Here is an 18,937-nt window from a genome sequence, read left to right as displayed (position 1 = left end):
TCAGGAAATCAATTTATCCAAATCTTCTGCTGATAGACGTTTGAGGGCCTCCAAGGATTTAGCCAATGCGTCCTGCACCGGCGAATTATTTGTTTGCTGGGCCGCCACGTAAGCACTGAAATCAGCCAGGGTGGGTGCGGTGAAGATCGACTTGACGTCGAACTCGGCGTGCAAGCGCTCGCGCAGGCGCACCACCACTTGCGTAGCCAGCAACGAATGCCCGCCCAGCTCGAAGAAGTTGTCGTGCAGGCCGACACGCTGAACGTGCAAGACCTCGGCCCAGATCGCGGCGACCTGTTGTTCGAGTTCGCTCTGGGGCGCAACGTACTCGCGGGCCATCAGGCTGGCATCGGCCTTGGGCAACGCCTTGCGATCCAACTTGCCGTTGGGACTCAGCGGCATTTGCTCCAGCAGTACCCACTGTGCCGGCACCATGTAATCCGGCAGGTGTTCGGCCAGGTGCGCACCGAGCACCTCGCGCCAGTCGTCGTGGGCATGGTGCAGCACCAGGTAACCCACCAAGTACTTGCCGTCCACCGCCAGCACCGCCGCTTCGCGGACCTGCTCGTGCTCCAGCAACCGCGCTTCGATCTCGCCCAGCTCGATACGCAGGCCGCGCAGCTTGACCTGATGGTCGATACGCCCGGCGTACTCGATCACTCCGTCTTCGCGGTAGCGCGCCAGGTCGCCGGTGCGGTACAGGCGCTCGCCGTGCACGAACGGGTGAGCGATAAAGCGTTCGGCGGTCAATGCAGGACGGCGGTGATAACCACGGGCCAGGCCCGCGCCGCCCAGGTACAGCTCGCCCAGCACGCCGACCGGCACCGGTTCGAAATTATCGTCAAGCAGGTAGCAGCCCAGATTGGCAATCGGACGGCCAATCGGCACGGTGTCGCGGCCTTCGTCGACGCAGGTCCAGTGGGTCACGTCGATGGCGGCTTCGGTCGGGCCATACAGGTTGTACAGCCCGGCGTGCGGCAGCTTGGCGAACACCTGCTGCTGCGCATCCACCGGCAACGCCTCGCCGCTGCACACGATGCGTTGCAGGCTCCGGCAGCTGGACACCGCCGCATCCTGCAAGAACGCCTGCAACATCGACGGCACAAAGTGCAGCGTGGTGACCTGTTCGGCGTTGATCACCTGGATCAATCTGGCTGGATCGCGGTGATCGCCAGGGGCGGCAATCACCAGGCGCGAGCCGGTCATCAGCGGCCAGAAAAACTCCCACACCGACACGTCGAAACTGAACGGAGTCTTTTGCAATACGCTGTCGGCCGCGCTTAACCCGTAGGCTTCCTGCATCCATTGCAGGCGGTTGAGCAAGGCCGAATGGCGGTTGCCCGCGCCCTTGGGTTGGCCAGTGGAGCCCGAGGTGTAGATCACGTACGCGAGGTTTTCGCCGTCCAGCGCGACAGCCGGGTTTTGCTCGCTGTAGGTCTCAAAGCTCGATTCGCCCAGCACCAGGGTTTCCAAGCCTTGCGGAATCGGCAACTGGCCGAGCAACGGCGCTTGGGTCAGCAGCAGTTGCACGCCGCTGTCGTCGAGCATGTAGGCCAGGCGTTCGCGTGGGTAGTCGGGGTCCAACGGCACATAGGCGCCGCCGGCTTTGAGCACCGCAAGCAGGCCGATAACCATGTCGAAGGAGCGCTCCACGGCCAGCCCCACACGCACATCCGGGCCGACACCGGCCTCGATCAAGCAATGGGCCAGGCGGTTGGCGCGGCGATTGAGTTCGGCGTAGTCGATACGTTGCTCGGCAAACACCAGGGCCGTGGCCTGCGGCTGGCGTTTGGCCTGGGCTTCGATCAGGTGATGCACCCACTGGTTTTGCGGGTAGGCGCGGGCGGTGGCGTTCCACTGTTCAAGTATTTGTTGGCGCTCGGTCATGTCCAGCATGGCCAGTTCGCCAAGGCTTTGCTCACCGCCTTGGAGCATGCCACCCAGCAGGTTGGCCAGATGCCGGGCGTAGCCCTGCACCATGGGCATGGTGAAATGCGCACGGGCAAAGTTGAATTGCACCGACAGCGTTTCACCGACGTCCGCCAATACCGTCAACGGAAAACTGGTTTGTTCATGGGCCTGTGGCGCACCAAATCGCAGACCACTGCCGCCGCCCTGCTCAAGGGCTTTGGACACCGGGTAGTTTTCGAATACCAAGATGCTGTCGAACAGCCCTTCCCCGCCTTGCCCGGCCCAGCGCTGGATATCGTACAGCCCACAGTGCTCATGCTCGCGCAGGGACAAGTTCTGCGTCTGCACTGCTTGCAGCCAATCGGCCACCGACGCCTGCTCATCCACCGCGCAGATGACCGGCAAGGTGTTGATAAACAATCCAACCTGTTGTTCCACCCCCACTAGTTCAGCGGGACGCCCGGATACCGTGGCGCCGAATGACACCACCGGTTGCCCGCTGTGGCGGTGTAGCAGGATCAGCCACGCCGCCTGGATCAAAGTATTGAGGGTAACCTTGTGGCTTCGCGCGAAGGATTCCAGGCGCTCAGTCAAGCCGGGGTCAAGCGTCAACTGATGCTGCCCCTGCCCCGTCTGCGACGTTGGCGGATAGGTGCCCAGGCGGGTCGGCGCTTGCAACGCGCCCACCTGTTCGCGCCAGAAGGCTTCGGTCGCCGCGCTATCGCGCTGTTGCAACCAGCCGATGTAATCGCGATAGCGCCCGGCGGTTTCGGGCACCGCGATCCCGGCATAGCGTTGCAGTACTTCACCGAACAAGCGGGAATTGCTCCAGCCATCCATCAGGATATGGTGATGGGTGTAAATCAGTTCATGGCGCTGCTCGTCGGTGCGCACCAGCAGCAGGCGCATCAAAGGCGCGTGGGACAGCTCGAAGCCCTGCCGACGCTGGGCCTGCTGCAAATCCTGTAGAGCCTGTTCGCACTCCGGCATGGCGCGCCAGTCAAGCACCTCAACGGGCAAACGGGCCGCGCGGTACACCACCTGGCAGGGCCAGTCCAATTGCCCTTCCCAGAAAAACCCGCTGCGCAGCACGTCATGCGCCTGCACCGTCGCGTCCCAGGCTTGCTGGAATCGTGACACGTCCAGGCCATCGACGCTGACCCGGATCTGGTTGATGTAGTCGCCCGCTGCTTGCTCATAGAGGGAGTGGAACAGCATGCCCTGCTGCATGGGCGACAAGGTGTAGAGGTCTTCGATGGCATCGGCGGCCAGCGGCAGCGACTCAAGTTGCTGTTGGTTCAATCGCGCCAATGGGAAGTCCGACGCGGTGACGCCGCTGTTGCCGGGCGTGCAGCAATGCGCGATCAACGCCGTTAGTTCGCGGCTGAATGCCACGCTCAGAGCTTCGATCACCTCAGGGTCGAACATCAGCGGACTGAAGGTCCAGCCCATGTGCAACTCGCCGCCATACACTTGGCCGTTGACGGTCAACCAGTTGCTCAGTGGCGCGTCCGGGCTCTGCTCGGCACCGGCACTTTCCGACGCCGTGGCAAACAGGCCGTCCGGCTGATCGAAGCTGGCGTCAACCTGGCCCAGGTAGTTGAAAGTGATGCGCGGCACCGGCAAGCGGCTGAACGCTTGGCGCGTCGCATCATCTCCCAGATAACGCAGGGCACCGAACCCCAGACCGTTGTCTGGAATGGCACGCAGTTGCTCCTTGATCTGTTTGATGGAATCGGCCAGGGAGTCAGCCGGCGTCAGGCGCACTGGGAACACACTGGTGAACCACCCCAGAGTGCGACTCAGGTCGATGTCATCGAACAGGTCCTCACGTCCATGGCCTTCCAGCTGGATCAGGCTGCTGGCATGCCCGGTCCATTGGCAGATCACCCGCGCCAGGGCGGTCAGCAGCAGGTCATTGATCCGTGTGCGATAGGCCGCCGGTGCCTGTTGCAGCAATTGCCGGGTGCGTTCGGCGTCCAGTCGGCTGACCAGCGTGCGCGCCAGTCGACCTGGCCGAGCGCCGTGGGGGTCACGGCACGGCAGGTCCGTGGGCATGCCATCGAGTTGCTGCAACCAGAAGTGCTTTTGCGACTGGATCGCTTCGCTGTGGGCATAGCCCTGCACGCGCTCGGCCCACGCTTTGAACGACGTCGTCTTGGCTGGTAGCGCATGCTGGCGATACAGACTTTGCAGGTCTTCAAGCACCACCCGCCAGGACACGCCATCCACCACCAAGTGGTGCATGACCAGCAGCAACCGTTGGCTGCCGTCCGGCAGATCGGCAAGCAATACACGCAGCAGCGGCCCATTCAGTGCAAGGCTGCGCTGGGCCTCTTCACAGCGCGCCGTCAGGGCCTGGGTATCCGGCACCGTGGCGTGCCAGAGCAGTCCGCTGGCAGGCTCGGCATGCACGGCCCTCCACTCTGCGCCGTGCTGACTGAAGCGCAGGCGCAGTACATCGTGGTGCAGCATCAGCGCCTGCAAGGCCGCTTCCAGGCGTGCGGCCTGCAGGGGCTGGCGCGGCGTCAAGAGCAGTGACTGGTTCCAGTGGTGCGGCTGCGGCAGGTCTCTTTCGAAGAACAACTGTTGGAACGGCAGCAGCGGCGTCTGACCCTGCACCGGCCCCTGGTCGATCACTGCCACAGCGTGCAGCTGTGCCACCCGCGCCAGGCTGCGCACGGTCTGGTGCTGGAACAGCGCCTTGGCGGTGAAATGGATGCCGGCAGCACGCGCGCGGCTGACGACCTGGATCGAGATGATCGAATCCCCGCCGCGTTCGAAGAAGTTGTCGTTGACCCCCACTTGCTCGACGCCCAGCACATCGGCCCAGATCGCGGCGATCTGTTGCTCCAATGCGCTCTGCGGGGCGATGTAGTGATGCGTCACCTCAGGTTTGGGCAACGCCTTGCGATCCAACTTGCCGTTGGGACTCAACGGCATCTGCTCCAGCAGTACCCACTGCGCCGGCACCATGTAATCCGGCAGGTGTTCAGCCAGGTGCGCACCGAGCACCTCGCGCCAATCGCCTCCGGCATGGTGCAGCACCAGGTAACCCACCAAGTACTTGCCGTCCACCGCCAGCACCGCTGCTTCGCGGACCTGCTCGTGCTCCAGCAACCGCGCTTCGATCTCGCCCAACTCGATACGCAGGCCGCGCAGCTTGACCTGATGGTCGATACGTCCGGCGTATTCGATCACTCCGTCTTCGCGGTAGCGCGCCAGGTCGCCGGTGCGGTACAGGCGCTCGCCGTGCACGAACGGGTGGGCGATAAAGCGTTCGGCGGTCAATGCAGGACGGCGGTGATAACCACGGGCCAGGCCCGCGCCGCCCAGGTACAGCTCGCCCAGCACGCCGACCGGCACCGGTTCGAAATTATCGTCAAGCAGGTAGCAGCCCAAATTGGCAATCGGACGGCCAATCGGCACGGTGTCTCGGCCTTCGTCGACGCAGGTCCAGTGGGTCACGTCGATGGCAGCCTCGGTCGGGCCATACAGGTTGTACAGCCCGGCGTGCGGCAGCTTGGCGAACACCTGCTGCTGCGCATCCACCGGCAACGCCTCGCCGCTGCACACGATGCGTTGCAGGCTCCGGCAGCTGGACACCGCCGCATCCTGCAAGAACGCCTGCAACATCGACGGCACAAAGTGCAGCGTGGTGACCTGTTCGGCGTTGATCACCTGGATCAATCTGGCCGGATCGCGGTGATCGCCAGGGGCGGCAATCACCAGGCGCGAGCCGGTCATCAGCGGCCAGAAAAACTCCCACACCGACACGTCGAAACTGAACGGGGTCTTTTGCAATACGCTGTCGGCCGCGCCTAACCCGTAGGCTTCCTGCATCCATTGCAGGCGGTTGAGCAAGGCCGAATGGCGGTTGCCCGCGCCCTTGGGTTGGCCAGTGGAGCCCGAGGTGTAGATCACGTACGCAAGGTTTTCGCCGTCCAGCGCGACAGCCGGGTTTTGCTCGCTGTATTGCTCGTAACTCGACTCGCCCAGCATCAGGGTTTCCAAGCCTTGCGGAATCGGCAACTGGCCGAGCAACGGCGCTTGGGTCAGCAGCAGTTGCACGCCGCTGTCGTCGAGCATGTAGGCCAGGCGTTCGCGTGGGTAGTCGGGGTCCAGCGGCACATAGGCGCCGCCGGCTTTGAGCACCGCAAGCAGGCCGATAACCATGTCGAAGGAGCGCTCCACTGCCAGCCCCACACGCACATCCGGGCCGACACCGGCCTTGATCAAGCGATGGGCCAGGCGGTTGGCGCGGCGGTTGAGCTCGGCGTAGTCGATACGTTGCTCGGCAAACACCAGAGCCGTGGCCTGCGGCTGGCGCTCGGCTTGGGCTTCGATCAGGTGATGCACCCATTGGTTTTGCGGGTAGTCGCGGGCGGTGGCGTTCCACTGTTCAAGTATTTGTTGGCGCTCGGTCATGTCCAGCATGGCCAGGTCCTGCAAGGGCCGCGTCGTGTCGGCCACCGCCCCACGCAGCAGGCCCAGCCAGTGCCGGAGCATGCGCGCGGCGGTGCTGGCATCGAACAGGTCCGTGGCGTAAGTCAGCGACGCCCAGAGGCCGTCCTCGGTCTCCTGGGTGTCCAGGCTCAAGTCGAATTGCGCGGTGCGGGTCTCATGCTCCAGGCTGACCACCCGCAGGCCCGGCAGTTGTTGTATGGCCGTCCGCGCCTGCGCCTGATGGTTGAACATCACCTGGAACAACGGGTTATGGCTAAGACTGCGCTCAGGCTGCAAAGCCTCCACCAGCTGCTCGAAGGGTAAATCCTGATGGGCCTGGGCTTCCAGCGCACGACGCTTGGTGTGCTGGAGCAGTTCGGAGAAGGTCATGGCACCATCAAGGTCGGCCTTGAGCACTTGGGTGTTGACGAAGAAACCGATCAGCGCCTCGGTTTCGACACGGTTGCGGTTGGCAATCGGCACGCCGACACGGATATCGCGCTGCCCGCTGTAGCGGTACAAAAACAGCTGGAACGATGCCAGCAACAGCATGAACAGGGTCACGCCTTCGCGTTGGGCCAGGGCCTTCAAACCGGTCACCAGCCCAGGGTCCAGCTGGATGTCCTGACGGGCACCGAGAAAGCGCTGTTGCGCCGGACGCGGACGATCGAGGGGCAGCGCCAGCACCGGCTGCGTACCGCCCAGCAGTTGACGCCAATAGTCCAATTGGCGCGTCTTCTCGCCCGCCTCCATCCAGCGGCGTTGCCACAGCGCATAGTCGCCGTACTGGATCGGCAGCGGCGTCAAGGTGCAGTCCTGACCCTGGCTGTACGCAGCGTACAGCTGCATCAGTTCCTGCACCATCACGCCCATAGACCAACCATCGGACACAATATGGTGCTGCACCAGCACCAGCACATGCTCCTGTGCATCGAGTTCCAACAGGGTTACCCGCAACAGCGGGCCTTGGCGCAAATCGAACGGACGGGCGATCTCGGCCTCGACCCGGGCCTTGAGCTGCGCCTCGTCGGTACGGTCTTCGAGGATCTGGATGTCTGCATGGGGTAACACTTGTTGGGTGCGCGACTCGTCGTCCAGGTGCAGGCGGGTGCGCAGGCTTTCATGTCGTGCTGCCAGGCTGGCAAAGCTGCGCCGCAGGGCGGCCTTGTCCAGCATCCCGCACAGACGCAGGGCACCGGGCACGTGATAGGCCGCACTGTCCGGGTCCAACTGCCACAGAAACCACTGGCGCTCCTGGGCGTAGGACAGCGGCAGGTGTTGGTCGGCCTCGCGAACCGAGGCAATGGGCAATTGCGCGAAACTCATGCCTCGGCTTTGCAGGCGCTGGTAAAACTGCTGGCGCTGTTCCAGAGGCAGGCGAAGAAAGCGCGAAACCAGATCGATATTAGGGTTGGAAAGCATGCTTCAAATCGCCTCTAGTTCGCTCAAAAAGTCACGAAGATCATCAAAGTCTTCCGCGCTGCCGGCACGGAAGGTGGCTGCGGCCTGCACATAGGCGCGCAGCGTTTCGGTCTGGAACACTTGCACCAGCGGCACGTCCAGGCCCAGTTCGGCCTGGACCCGCGAGGTGATCTGGATCGCCAGCAGCGAATGCCCACCCACCTCGAAGAAGTTGTCGTTCAGGCCTACCTGGGGCAGGTGCAACACCTCGGCCCAGATCGCGGCGATCTGTTGTTCCAGTTCGGTTTCGGGCGCCACGTAAGTCTGCTGCATCAGGCTCGCGTCCGGCGCCGGCAGGCCCTTGCGGTCGAGCTTGCCGTTGGGGGTCAGCGGCATCTGCGCCAGGAACATAAAGTGCGTAGGCACCATGTAGTCCGGCAGGCGGGTTTTCAGGGCACGGCGCAGGTCGTCGCGCAGCGCGCCGTGGTCGGTGGCGCGGGCCGGCACCACGTAGGCCACCAGTTGCTTGCCGGACGGGCCGTCGTGGGCCACCACCACGGTTTCACCGACGTTGTCCTGCTCGCGCAGACGCGCTTCGATCTCGCCCAGTTCGATACGGAAACCACGGATTTTCACCTGGTGGTCCACACGCCCGAGATAATCCACCACTCCATCCCCACGCCCGCGGGTCAGGTCGCCGCTGCGGTACACACGGCTGCCGGGTTTGCCGAACGGGTCCGGCACAAAGCGTTCGGCGGTCAGTGCCGGGCGCTCCAGGTAACCCCGCGCCACGCCCTCGCCGCCCAGGTACAACTCGCCAGCCACGCCGATGGGTTGCAGGTTGAGCTGCGCGTCCAGTACGTAGCCGCTGCGGTTGCCCAGCAAGGTGCCGATGGGCGCGTACACCGCGCCGCATGGGTCGCCGCGCCGCGCTTTCCACAGCAAGGGCGTGACCACGGTTTCGGTCGGGCCATAGCCATTGAACAGGTAGGTCGGCTTCAGCGCGCGCCAGGCCAGGTCGTAACTGGCCTGGGCCACCGCATCGCCGCCAAAGCAGTACACGCGCACATTCGGCGGGTTGCCGTCGCGTTCGGCATGCTCGGCCAGTTGTTGCAGGTACACCGGCGGGAACACCGCCATGGTCACGTGGTGACGGTGCATCTGCTCGTAGGTGTACTCGGGCAGCCACAGGCTGTCGTCGCGGATGAGCACACTGGCGCCGTTGATCAGCGGGTGCATCCAGCCTTCGTGGGAACCGTCGAAGGCGAACGACATAAAGTGCAGTTCGCAGTCGGTCGGGCCGGTTTCGTAGCGTTCGCCGGTGGCGATGATATGCGCCACCAACGGGCCGTGGGCCACCGCCACGCCTTTGGGCATGCCGGTGGAGCCGGAGGTGTAGATCACGTAGGCGAGGTTGTCGCCATCGAGTGCGACGTTGGGGGCGGTATCGCGGTGCTCGGCCCAGCTGTCGGTATGGTCGATGGCCAGTGTTTGCAGGCCCTCGCTCAAAGGCAGTCGCGGCAACGCGCTGCTGTGGGTGAGCAACAGTTGCGCTCGACTGTCCTCCAACATGTACAACAAGCGATCACGCGGATATTCGATATCCAGCGGCACATACACGCCGCCAGCCTTCATGACCGCCAGGAACGCTACCATGATCTCGGCACTGCGCGGCATGGCGATAGCCACCCGCACTTCCGCGCCAACCCCACGGGCAATCAACGCATGGGCCAGGCGGTTGGCCTGGCGGTCCAGCTCGCCGTAGGTCAGGGTTTGGGTGTCGAATTTCACCGCCACGGCATCGGGGGTTTCCCGGGCGCGGTCGGCGACCAGCTCATGCACCAGGCGCAGGGCCGAGAAGCCGGCATCGCTGCGGTCCCACAGGTGCAAAATGTGCTGTTGTTCCGCGTCATCCAGCAATTTCAACTGGCCGATGCTCTGCTGCGGGTCGGCCACCATTGCCTGCAACAGGTTGTGCCAGTGGCGGCCCATACGTTCGATGGTGGCGGCGGTAAACAGGTCGGTGGCGTAGCTCAACGAAGCGTTGAGCCGCTCCTGGGACTCCTCGATATCCAACACCAGATCGAAATGCGCATTGGTGTCGTCCCACGTCACCGGGGTCATGTCCAAATGCGCCAGACGCTGCAGGTGCTGGCCGGACTGGCTGATATGGTGGTTGAACGCCACCTGGAACAATGGGCTCAAGCTCAGGCTGCGCTCGGGCTGGAGGGCCTCGACCAATTGCTCGAAGGGCAGGTCCTGATGGGCCTGGGCTTCCAGGGCCCGCTCTTTCACCTGGGCCAACAATTGGCGCACGCTGACGTGACCATCGATCTCGGCCTTGAGTACCTGGGTATTGACGAAGAAGCCAACCAGACGCTCGGTTTCCACACGGTTGCGGTTGGCAATCGGCACGCCAACGCGAATGTCCTGTTGGCCACTGTAGCGGTGCAGCAGCGCCTGATAAGACGCCAGCAACAGCATAAACAGGGTCACCCCTTCACGCTGAGCCAGGGCCCTGAGGTCGTCGAGCAGCGGGCTCGACAGGTCAATGGACAAACGCGCGCCACGATGGCTCGGTACCGCCGGGCGCTGATAATCGAACGGCAGCTCCAGCACCGGTTGCTCACCGCCCAGCAGCTCGCGCCAGTAGCTCAGTTGACGCGCCTTCTCGCCCGCCTCCATCCACTGGCGTTGCCACACCGCGTAATCGGCATATTGAATCGGCAGCGCCGGCAATTGCAGGCGCTGGCCCTGACTGCAAGCGCCATAGAGCTGCACCAGCTCGTCGACCACCACTTGCATCGACCAGCCATCGGAAATGATGTGGTGCTGTACCAGCACCAGCACATGCTCATCTTCGGCCAGGCGTAGCAGGTTGACCCGCATCAGCGGCCCCGCACGCAGGTCGAAAGGTTGCGCGATACAGGCTTGCAGCGTGGCTTCAAGGTGCGCTTCATCGGTGTCGAGCACGGCCATGGCAAGGTGTACCTGCGGGCTAATCACCTGCACAGTGCGCTCGGCTTTCTGGAGCAGATGGGTGCGCAAGCTCTCGTGGCGAGCGACCAGGGCATCCAGGGCCTGTTGCAGCGCATCGACATTCAACGACCCCCGCAGACGCAATGCACTGGGCATGTGATACGCCGCACTGGCCGGGTCCAGTTGCCACAGAAACCATTGGCGCTCCTGGGCATAGGACAGTGCCAGCGGCTGCTCGCGCGACACGCTGACCATCGGCGGCGCGGTGTCGGCCTGCACGTCCGCGCACGCCACAGCAAACGCTTGCAGCGTCGGCTGTTCGAACAAAACGCGCAACGGGACTTCCCGCTTGAGGTCGTGGCGCACCCGAGAGATCACCTGGGTGGCCAGCAAGGAGTGGCCGCCGCGTTCGAAAAAGTGGTCATCCAGCCCCACCGACTCGACCTGCAACACCGCCTGCCAGATGGCCGCCAGTTGCTGTTGCAGCGGGGTTTGCGCGGCACGGTAGGCCTGGGGCGATTGGCTCAGGTCCGGGGCAGGCAGCGCGCGGCGGTCGAGTTTGCCGCTGGGGTTCAAGGGCAGCGCATCGAGCACCACCCAGTGCGCGGGCACCATGTAGTCCGGCAGGGAGCGTTGCAAGGTCGCCGCCAGGGCCTGGGTATTCAACGGCTGCTCCAGGGCCGGCACGACGTAGGCCACCAGTTGCGCACCGGTCGCGCTCGGCTGGGCGATCACGGCCGCCTCACGTACCTGCGGCAAGCCTTGCAGATGGGCTTCGATCTCGCCCATTTCGATACGGAAACCACGCACTTTGACTTGATGGTCGATACGCCCCACATACTCCAGGGCGCCCGCCGCGTTATAGCGGGCCAGGTCGCCACTGCGGTAGAGCCGCGCACCCGGCGTGCTGGAAAACGGGTCGGGCAGGAAGCGTTCAGCGGTCAACGCCGGGCGGTCGAAGTACCCCTGGGCCAGGCCGACTTCGGCGCCGATGCACAGTTCGCCGACGCCTTCGCTGTCCAGCAGGTCGAAGGCACTGTCGAGCACATACAGCCCACGGCCTTCGATGGCGCGGCCAATCGGTACGCCAAACGCTTCGCTGGCATCCGCCAGTTGGCAGGTGTGCACGCTGGACACCACAGTGGCCTCGGTCGGCCCGTAGGTGTTGACCAGGCGCACAGCGCCCAGCCCAGCGGCGTGCCAGGCGCGCAGCCCTTCCACCGACATTGCCTCGCCCCCCACATGCACCTGGCGCAGGTTGCCCAGCGTACGGCCATCCACGGCGCACTCCTTGGCCAGCAGGTACCAGTAGGCCGCAGGCAGGTCGGCCAGGGTCACGCCCTGCTCGACGATTTCCCGTGCCAGTTGCCCGGCGTCCCACAGCTCGTCACCGCGCATGATCAGCGCCGCGCCCATGCACAGCGGTGGGTAACACTGCTCGACAAAGCCGTCGAAGCTGAACGTGGCGAACTGCAGCACACGGTCATCGCTACGCAACTGGCTATAGCGGGCGGCGCTGTCGCAGAACTGGCCGAGAGCGGCATGGTCGATGGCCACGCCTTTGGGCTGGCCGGTGGAACCTGAGGTGTAGATCACGTAGGCCAGGTCGGCAGCGGCGGCATGGTTGGGCGGATTGAGCGCCGAGTAGCCCGCCAGCTCCGCCCCCTCGGCACTAAAGTCCAAGCGGGCCAGGCCCTCGGGCAACGGCAGGTCGGCAAGCAGCCCGGTTTCGCTGAGCAGCAGGTTCAAGCGACTGTCGGCCAGCATGTAGGCCAAGCGCTCGGCGGGGTATTTGGGGTCCAGCGGCACATAGGCCGCGCCGCTCTTGAGCACGGCCAACAGGCTGACGATCAACTGCGGACCACGGCGACACGCCAGGCCCACGCGCTGGCCGGGAGCAACGCCAAGCTCCAGCAGACGATGAGCCAGACGGTTGGCTCGCGCGTTGAGCTGTGCGTAGCTCAACTGTTCGTTAGCCGCCTGCACGGCCAGTGCGTCGGGGGTGATGGCGGCCTGGGCGGCGATGCGTTCATGCACGCGCGCGCGGCTCTGGGCGGCGGCAGCTGATTGACTGCGGGCGAGCAGTTCGCGCCGGGTGTCGGGCGCCAGCAGCTGCAGGCTGCCCAACGGCGCCTGGGCATCGGCGAGCAGTTGCACCAGCAGATGCCGCAGGTTGGCGCCCAGTCGGCCGACCTGCTCGGCACTCAAACGTGCACGGTCGTAGCTGAATTCCAGGCGCAGGCTCGCGCCCAGCTCTATGCCCAGGGTCAGCGGGTAATGGGTGCGTTCGTGGTTGTGCAACGGTCCGAACGTCAGCCCGGCGGGCGCGCCCTGTTTTAGGGCTTCGGCCACCGGGAAGTTTTCGAATACCAGCAAGGTATCGAACAGCGCACCCTGTTGGCCGGCCCAGCCTTGAATGTCATAGAGCGGCACGTGTTCGTGATCGCGCAGGCTCAGGTTGAGGGTTTGCAACGCGCTGAGCCAATCGGCGGCCGACTGCGAAGGCGACGCCGCGCTGACGATGGGCAAGGTATTGATAAACAGGCCCAACTGCTGCTCGATCCCCGGCAACGGTGCCGAACGCCCGGCCACCGTAGCACCGAAGGCCACGCAGGCTTGGCCGGTGTAACGCTGCAACAGCAAGGCCCAGGCGCCTTGCAGCACGGTGTTAAGGGTGACTTTACGTGCGCGGGCGAATTCACCGAGGGCGCGGGTGAAGTCGGCGTCCAGCACCATGGGGTAATCGGCCATGCCGGTGCCGTTGGCGGGCACACGCAGCGCATCGGCCAGCAGAGTCGGCGCCTCAAGAGGTGCCAAGGCCGCTTTCCAGAACGCTTCGCCGCTGGGTTGTTGCTGCAACCAGCCGAGGTAATCGCGGAACTGCCCCGCCGGCGCAGGGACGGCATGGCCGGCGTAGTGAGCGATCACTTCGGCAAGCAACTGGGCGTTACTCCAGCCATCCATCAGGATGTGGTGACTGGTGAATATCAGGTGCCACCCGTGGCCGGCGCCGCGTACCAGCATCAGGCGAAACAGCGGCGCCGCGTCGAGGGCAAAGCCCTTGTCGCGCTCGGCTTCGGCCAGTGCATCCAGATCGGCGCCCGTGTCTTCGATCACCTGCAACTGCAAATCGACATGGCGCCGGATCAGTTGATGGGCGCTGTGCAGGCCCAACCAATGAAAGCTGCTGCGCAGGATGTCATGGCGGTCCAGGGCGGCCTGCCAGGCACACCCGAACGCCAGCAGGTCCAGGCCCTCGATATCCAGGCGCAGTTGGTTGATATAGGCCTGGGCCTCGGGTTCGTACAAGCTGTGGAACAGCATGCCCTGCTGCATCGGCGACAGCGGGTAGAGATCGGCAATCTGCGGCCCCGCCGCAGGCAACCCGTCCAATTGCGCCTGGCTCAGGCGCGCCAGGGGGAAATCCGACGGCGTGACCTGCCCCGCCGGTGTGGCACAGCACAGCTCGATCACGGCCTTGAGTTCGGCGGCATAGTCGTCGGCCAGACGCTGGACGGTCGCCTCGTCGAACATCTCGCTGCTAAAGCCCCAACGCAACGCCAGCTCGCCACCGTACACCTGCCCTTCCACTGTCAGCCAATTGGCCAACGGCGCCTCGGGGTCCTGGGCCTGGCCGCTGCCCTGTGACGAAGGAACGAATAGCGCCGCCTCGTCGAACTGGCGGTCGAATTGGCCCAGGTAGTTGAAGGTAATGCGCGGCGCGGCCTGGCTCGCCAGGCTTGCACGCGCGTCCGGGGTGCCGAGGTAGCGCAGCAGGCCATAACCGATGCCTTTGTGCGGCACGGCGCGCAGCTGTTCCTTGACGGCCTTGATCGCGCTCGACAACTCGCCGCCGGCCTGCAAGCGCAGCGGGAACAGGCTGGTGAACCAACCGACGGTGCGGCTCAGGTCGAGGCTGTCGAACAGGTCTTCCCGGCCATGGCCTTCCAGTTGGATCAACGCCGCAGGTTGCTGGCTCCAACGGCTGATGACGCGCGCCAGGGCGGTCAGCAGCAGGTCGTTGACCTGGGTGCGATAAGCCGCTGGAGCATCCTGCAAGAGCTGGCGGGTGTGCTCGGCGTCGAGGCGGATTTCAAGGGTGCGGCCCAGGCGGTTTTGCAGGCCGCCGTGAGGGTTGTCGCAGGGCAGCTCCGTCGCCATGGACTGCGCCTGCCAGTACGGCAGTTGGGCATCAAGGGTCAGTGCATGGGCCTGCAACTGCTGCGCCCATTGTTGGTAGGCGCTGGTTTTGTCTGGCAATGCGGCGTGGCGATAAGCCTGTTGCAGATCGTCCAGCAGCACGCGCCAGGACACGCCGTCGACCACCAGGTGATGGATTACCAGCAGCAACTGCTGCGTGCCATCGGTCATTGTCAGCAGCACGGCGCGCAGCAACGGGCCGCGTGCCAGGTCCAGGCTGCGCTGGGCCTCATCGCACAGTGCGGCCAGCTCGTTATCGTCGGCGACCTGGGTTTGCCACAATGCCGCCTCAGTGATCGGCGCGGCGTGCTGTTGCTGCCATTGGCCGTCCCGCTCGACGAAGCGCAGGCGCAGGGCGTCGTGATGGTTGATCAACCGGGTCAGGGCCGCTTCCAGGCGTGCCGGTACCAAGGCTTCGCGCGGGGTCAGCAGCAGCGATTGGTTCCAGTGCTGACGCGCCGGGATCGCCTGCTCGAAGAAGCTGGCCTGCACCGGGGTCAGGATTACGTCGCCGCTGACAGGGCCTTGGTCGATCACAGCCAGTTGCTCAAAGCTCGCGACCTGCGCCAGGCCGCGCACGCTCTGGTACTGGAACAGGTCCCGCGGGCTGAGGCGGATACCGGCCTGACGCGCGCGGCTGACCACCTGGATGGAGATGATCGAATCGCCGCCCAGTTCGAAAAAGTTGTCGTCCAGGCCGACCTGGGATACGCCGAGCACATCACTCCAGATCGCCGCCAGCGCCTGTTGCATGGGATTCTGCGGGGCGCTGTAAGCCTGCTGGGGCGCGGCGTCCGGCAGCGGCAAGGCTTTACGGTCGAGCTTGCCGTTGGCGGTCACCGGCAGTTTGGCCAGGTGCACCCAATGGGTCGGCACCATGTATTCCGGCAGGCTGTTGAGCAGCCAGCCCTTGAGGTCGTCCGGCGCGTCACCCTGCGGCACCAGATAGGCCACCAATTGCTTGCCGCCCTGCACCAGCACCACGGCTTCGCGCACTGACGGGTGCTGCAACAGACGTGTTTCGATTTCCCCCAGCTCGATACGCAGACCCCGTAGCTTGACCTGATGATCGAGGCGTCCGAGGTATTCGATCACCCCATCGGCACGCTGGCGCACACGGTCGCCGGTCCGGTACAGACGCGCCCCCGCGGCGAACGGGCTGGGCACGAAGCGCTCGGCGGTCAGCGCGCCACGCCGATGGTAACTGCGTGCCAGGCCGGCGCCGCCCAGGTACAGCTCGCCGGATACCCCGGCGGGCAGCGGGTTGAGCTGGGCGTCGAGCACGTAGGTGCCGAGGTTGGCAATAGGACGGCCGATGGGTACACAGTCGGCGCCTTCGTCGACGCAGGTCCAGTGGGTCACGTCGATGGCGGCTTCGGTCGGGCCGTAAAGGTTGTACAGGCCGGCATTCGGCAGCTTGGCGAACACCTGCTGCTGCGCCTCCAGCGGCAAGGCTTCGCCGCTGCACACGATGCGTTTGAGGCTCGCGCAACCCTGCACGCCCGGCTCGTGGATAAACGCTTGCAGCATCGACGGCACGAAGTGCACGGTGGTGATGGCATGGCGTCCGATGCTCTCGACCAGGCGCGCCGGTTCACGGTGTTCGCCGGGGGCCGCAACCACCAGGCGCGCGCCGGTCATCAGCGGCCAGAAGAATTCCCAGACCGACACGTCAAAGCTGAATGGCGTCTTCTGCAACACCGCGTCGCGCACGCCCAAGCCATAGGCTTGCTGCATCCAGCACAGCCGGTTGACCAACGCGCGATGGCTGTTACCGGCCCCCTTGGGTTTGCCGGTGGAGCCGGAGGTGTAGATCACGTAGGCCAGGTTCAGCGCGTGCACGGTCACTTCGGGCGATGCGCTGCTGTAGCCCTCCAGCCAATCGGCAGGCTGATCGAGGGCAATCGCCCGGATACCCGCAGTGGGCAACGACGGCAGCAGGCTCTGCTGGGTAAGCAGCAGTTGGACGCCGCTGTCTTCAAGCATGTAGGCCAGGCGCTCCCGGGGGTATTCAGGGTCAAGCGGCACATAGGCGCCGCCCGCCTTGAGAATCGCCAGCAGGCCGATGACCATCTCCATCGAACGCTCGGCGCAGATCCCGACCAACCTATCCGGGCCAACGCCCTGCTCGATCAACGCATGGGCCAAACGGTTGGCGCGGGCATCGAGCTGGGCATAGCTCAGGGTGGTATCGCCGAACTGCAAGGCCGGGGCATCCGGGGTGGCGCGTACCTGGTCTTCGATCAGGTGGTGGATGCCGCGCTCAGTGGGATAGGTTTGCGCGGTCTGGTTCCAGGTGTGGGTTACGCGTTGAAGTTCGTCGGCGTCCAGCATCGGCAACTCGCCGATACGCTGCTCGCCATCGCCCACCATGGCGTGCAGCAGGCTGATCCAGTGGCGGGCCATACGCTCGATGGACGGCGCGTCGAACAGGTCGTTGGCGTAGGTCAGCGCGGCGTGCAGGGTGCCGGATTTTTCATAGGTATCCAGGGTCAGGTCGAACTGGGTAGTACGGCCTTGCCACTCCACCAGGGCCAGCTCCAGGCCCGAGGCGGTGCTGACCGAGGCGATATCGGCCACCACCGGCTGGTGGTTGTACATCACCTGGAACAGCGGCGTATGGCTCAGGCTACGTTCGACGTGCAGCGCTTCCACCAGGCGCTCGAAGGGCAATTCCTGATGGGCCTGGGCGCCGAGGGCATGTTCCTTGATGGCTTGCAGCAGTTCGGCGACGCGGGTTTGCCCGGTCAATTCGGTGCGCAGCACCTGAGTGTTGACGAAGAAGCCAATCAGCCCCTCGACTTCCGTGCGGTTGCGGTTGGCGATCGGCACGCCGACGCGGATATCACCCTGGCCGGTATAGCGATGCAGCAGCACGTTGAATGCACCCAGCAACAGCATGAACAGAGTGACATTGTGGCGCTGCGCACAACTGCGCAATTGCGCGGCAAGGTCCGCATCAATCGCGAAGTGATGGCGAGTGCCCTGATAGCTGGGCATGGCCGGGCGCGGGCGGTCGGTAGGCAGTTCCAGCACTGGGTGCTCATCCCCCAGGCGCGCCTGCCAGTAATCCAGTTGCCGCGCCTGCTCCCCCGCTTCCAGCCAGCGGCGCTGCCACAGGGCGTAGTCGCTGTATTGGATCGGCAGCGGCGGCAGTCGGGGTGTTTCGTTGCGTTCGTAGGCGTCGTAGCTGCGGATGAATTCGTCGATCAGCACGTTCATCGACCAACCGTCGGAGACGATATGGTGCAGGGTCAGCAGCAGCACATGCTCCTGTTCGGCGAGTTTGAGCAGTTGCACGCGCAGCAGCGGACCGTGTTCCAGATCGAACGGCAACAGCGACTGGCGCACCGCCGCGTCGCTCACCGCTTGCTCCCGTTCGGCCAGCGGCAGGTCGCTCAGGTCGAGCGGCTCCACCGCCACCGATGGCTCGATGGCCACCTGTGACAAGCGTTCATCAGCCTGGCGCTGAAACACCGTGCGCAGGGTTTCGTGGCGCTCGACCAGACTGACGAACGCCTGCTCCATAGCCCGCAAGCTCAGCGTGCCTTTGAGCCGCACCGCGCCCGGCAAGTTATAGGCGCCACTGGCCGGGTCCAATTGCCAAAGAAACCACATGCGCTGCTGCGCATAGGACAACGCCTGGCGATCCTCCGCCTGCACCCCGGCCGGAATCGGAAACCGCGAAAACTCCACGCCTTCTGTCTGTAAGGCCTGCAGGAACCGCTGGCGCTTTTCCAGGGGCAACCCGATAAACCGGCGAGCAAGTTTCAAGGAGTCTTCAGCATTCATTTCTTGGGATCCGGAGCAATAGGCAGGAAGCACAAAGGCACGTCGTCCCTATAAAACGAATCGCGAAAGGAAAAATTAGCGAGGGGATGCAGGCGCGAAACCGAGCGTCATCAAGGGTTACACCTGTGACGGGAAAGATGCACGTAACCGAGCTAGCATTGACGCAAACCACTCTCTGCAACTACATTTAGTTACACGCAAGGAACGC

General features: G+C 64.5%; 2 protein-coding genes. Both read right to left on the bottom strand.

What is annotated here, in order from left to right:
• Positions 1–7,779, bottom strand: a complete 7,779-nt coding sequence (locus FIV35_RS11320; protein ID WP_083377881.1) for a non-ribosomal peptide synthetase — start codon at positions 7,777–7,779, stop codon at positions 1–3.
• A 3-nt stretch (positions 7,780–7,782) separates the two neighbouring features.
• Positions 7,783–18,729: a non-ribosomal peptide synthetase gene (locus FIV35_RS11315; RefSeq protein ID WP_083377882.1), complete on the bottom strand. Its 10,947-nt coding sequence runs from the start codon at positions 18,727–18,729 to the stop codon at positions 7,783–7,785.
• Positions 18,730–18,937 lie beyond the last annotated feature (208 nt).

This window comes from Pseudomonas rhodesiae (assembly GCF_007858255.1).
Taxonomy (GTDB): domain Bacteria; phylum Pseudomonadota; class Gammaproteobacteria; order Pseudomonadales; family Pseudomonadaceae; genus Aquipseudomonas; species Aquipseudomonas rhodesiae.
Note: the sequence above shows the minus strand (reverse complement) of the source record. Positions and strands in the feature narration are given on the sequence as shown.

Bases quoted from the DNA above. Each gene is read 5' to 3' on its own strand.
- FIV35_RS11320 (WP_083377881.1), bottom strand. From the start codon at position 7,779: ATGCTTTCCAACCCTAATATCGATCTGGTTTCGCGCTTTCTTCGCCTG.
- FIV35_RS11315 (WP_083377882.1), bottom strand. From the start codon at position 18,729: ATGAATGCTGAAGACTCCTTGAAACTTGCTCGCCGGTTTATCGGGTTG.